At 70.0% G+C, this 2727-nt stretch carries 4 protein-coding genes; all 4 read right to left on the reverse strand.

The features are described from left to right. Nucleotides 1-316 (reverse strand): translation initiation factor IF-2 N-terminal domain-containing protein (locus tag G6024_RS01985; protein WP_182640294.1); only part of this gene is annotated, 316 nt, incomplete at its 3' end. 69 nt (nt 317-385) lie between these two features. Continuing rightward, on the reverse strand, nt 386-784 hold the full coding sequence (locus G6024_RS01990; RefSeq protein ID WP_159147802.1) for a YlxR family protein: 399 nt from the start codon (nt 782-784) through the stop codon (nt 386-388). Nucleotides 785-924: 140 nt separating this feature from the next. Continuing rightward, nucleotides 925-1911: a transcription termination factor NusA gene (nusA, locus tag G6024_RS01995; RefSeq protein WP_132061152.1), complete on the reverse strand. Its 987-nt coding sequence runs from the start codon at nt 1909-1911 to the stop codon at nt 925-927. Then, nucleotides 1908-2453, reverse strand: a complete 546-nt coding sequence (locus G6024_RS02000; protein WP_159147804.1) for a ribosome maturation factor RimP — start codon at nt 2451-2453, stop codon at nt 1908-1910. Before G6024_RS02000 ends, nusA begins: the two co-directional genes overlap by 4 nt. Nucleotides 2454-2727: the final 274 nt, after the last annotated feature.

Here is a 2727-nt window from a genome sequence, read left to right on the forward strand (position 1 = left end):
GCTTGGCGCCCGGGGTGGGTCCGGCCGCGGGCTTGGGAGCCGCCGAGCGCGGATCCGCGCCCGGACGGGGGCCCGGTGCAGGCTTCGAGGGTGCACCCGGCTTGGGCGCAGCGCCTCCTGCGGATTTAGACGGGGCGGGGGCGGAGTCGCCGCCTGCCGGTGAATGTGCCTCACGCAGGCGCCGGACGACCGGGGCCTCCAACGTCGAGGACGCGGACTTGACGAACTCTCCCTGATCGCGGAGTTTCGTCAGAAGTTCTTTACTGGTGATACCGAACTCTTTTGCCAGCTCGTGTACCCGGGGCTTGCCTGCCACTGCTCTCCTCACTGCGAGGTCTCCACGGCAGGGCTGGCCGCGCGACCTCGGTCTACATTCGATGGACGTTCATCGCTGGAGCTTCACGGTGTGCTCATCGTGTCTGGTCCGTTCCTTCTCTTGTGCTCCCCCTGCCGAACCGAGCGGTCGGCGGGTGATGTCGTGCCCGAGGCGTAGTGCCTCGAGTACCTCCGTGAGCGCGTCCTGGGACACGTTCCCGGCGATCCGCAGGGCCCTGGTGAAGGCCTTGCGGTCCAGCGCTGTCGTGATGCACTGCGGTTCGCGATGCACCCAGGCTCCTCGTCCGACCGCCCGTCGGCGCGGATCGGGCGAGAGGGCGGCCGTCTCCGGATCGTGAACGATCCGGAGGAGTCGGGAATCGGTGTCCCGACCCCGGCAACCGACGCAGGTCCTGACCGGACCCGCGGCCTCGGCGGCACCGAACCGCTGGTCCTTGCGTCCCTGCATCCGGCCACCTCGGTCTCTCGCCGCCCGGCCCGAGTGGACGGGTGGACGTGAAGTCACTGTGACAACTGATCAGTCTACAGACAATGCCGTGTCGACACTAACGGCGCGCCCGACCGCGTGGCGCCGGGCGGCGCAGCGCGTCACTCCGCGTCGCTGTGGATGTCGATCCGCCACTGGGTCAGGCGGTGTGCCAGACGTGCGTTCTGGCCTTCCTTGCCGATCGCCAGGGACAGCTGGTAGTCGGGGACGACGACGCGGGCCGCCCTGGTGGTGGCATCGGCGACGGTGACGGAGATCACCTTCGCCGGGGACAGGGCGTTGCCGACGAACACGGTCGGGTCGTCGTCATAGTCGACGATGTCGATCTTCTCGTCGTTGAGCTCGGCCATGACCGCGCGCACGCGGGCCCCGTTCGGTCCGATGCAGGCGCCCTTCGCGTTGAGTCCCGAGATGGTGGATTCCACCGCGATCTTCGTCCGGTGGCCCGCCTCACGCGCGATCGCCGCGATCCGCACCGAGCCGTCGTCGATCTCCGGGACCTCGAGCGCGAACAGCCCCCGGACCAGGTCCGGGTGGGTGCGGGAGAGCGAGACGGAGGCGCCGTGGGGTCCCTTGTGCACCCCGACGACGTGGCACTTGATGCGCTCCCCGTGTGTGTAGGTCTCACCCGGTACCTGCTCGGCCGGGGCGATGGTCCCCTCGGTGCCCCCGTTCTCGGGTCCGATGTGGACGACCACGATCCCACGGGCGTTGGCGCGGGAGTCGGACTGGATGACCCCACTGACCACCTCGCCCTCGCGCGTGACGAGATCACCGTAGATGCGGTCGGTCTCGGCTTCGCGCAGACGCTGCAGGATGATCTGCCGTGCCGTGGCCGCGGCCACCCTCCCGAAGTCGGAGGGGGTGGCGTCGAACTCCCCGATGCGGTTGCCGTCCTCGTCCACCTCGGCGGCCATGACGGCGACCGTGCCGGCCTTGCGGTCCAGCGCGATCCGGGCCACCCGATGCGAGCCCTCGGTCCGCTTGTAGGCGGTGAGCAGCGCGTTCTCGAGAGTGTGCACGAGGTCGTCCAGCGGGATCTCGCGCTCTCGGGACAGCATGTTCAGCGCTGCCATGTCGATGTTCAACGGTTTTCTCCTTTTCGCACGCCGTGCCCGGGGTTCTCCGGCTCGGACAACAGGTCCAGCTCCTCCTGTGGCGCTGGCCGGAACTCGACCCGGATCACGGCGCGGGCCACCTGATCCAACGCTACCGAGTCCACTCTGGTCCCCCGCCCCGCCCTGGACACGATGCGGACGGTCCCCGAGTCCTCGTCGAGGTCTCCGATCCGTCCCCGGGTCGGCCCGTCGGCGCCGTCGACGTAGAGCAGGTCGACCTGGCGTCCGCGGGCACAGGCCCAGTGACGGGGGTGCTCCAGCGGCGCGTCGACGCCCCTGCTGGTGACCTCCAGCGTGACCGGCTGGCCCGATCCCCCCCACTGCTCGGCGAGGGGGTCGAGATCGACGGAGAGTTCGGCGAGATCGTCGAGGGAGACGCCGGAGTCCCCGTCCACGACGACCGTCACGTGCCACGTGGACGAACGGGTGTCCTCCCGGAGGTCCTCGAGATCGAGGCTGCGGTCCGAGACCGCCTTGCGTATATGGGCCCGGTCGGGCTCGGGGACGATCACTGTGCTCCTGGAGTGCGGGCTGGCGGATTCCGTTCCGGGACGCGGACGGGCCGCATCACTGTACCGCCTCGTCTCCCCCTTCTCCGACCCCTGGCAGGATGTCGGAGTGCCCCATTCCGCCCCCGTCGCCCTCTCGCGCCGTCAGTTCGCCGTCGCGGCCGCCGGCGTCGCCGGGCTCGCAGTCGCCGGTGGCTGTGCCCTGCCCACGGTCACCGACCGCCCCGATCCCCTGCTCGGCCTGCTCGAGGCCGCCGAGCGCGACGCACGGGAACTC

This window comes from Dietzia maris, from assembly GCF_014144855.1.
Lineage (GTDB): Bacteria > Actinomycetota > Actinomycetes > Mycobacteriales > Mycobacteriaceae > Dietzia > Dietzia kunjamensis.

Bases quoted from the DNA above. Each gene is read 5' to 3' on its own strand.
- G6024_RS01990 (WP_159147802.1), bottom strand. From the start codon at position 784: ATGCAGGGACGCAAGGACCAGCGGTTCGGTGCCGCCGAGGCCGCGGGT.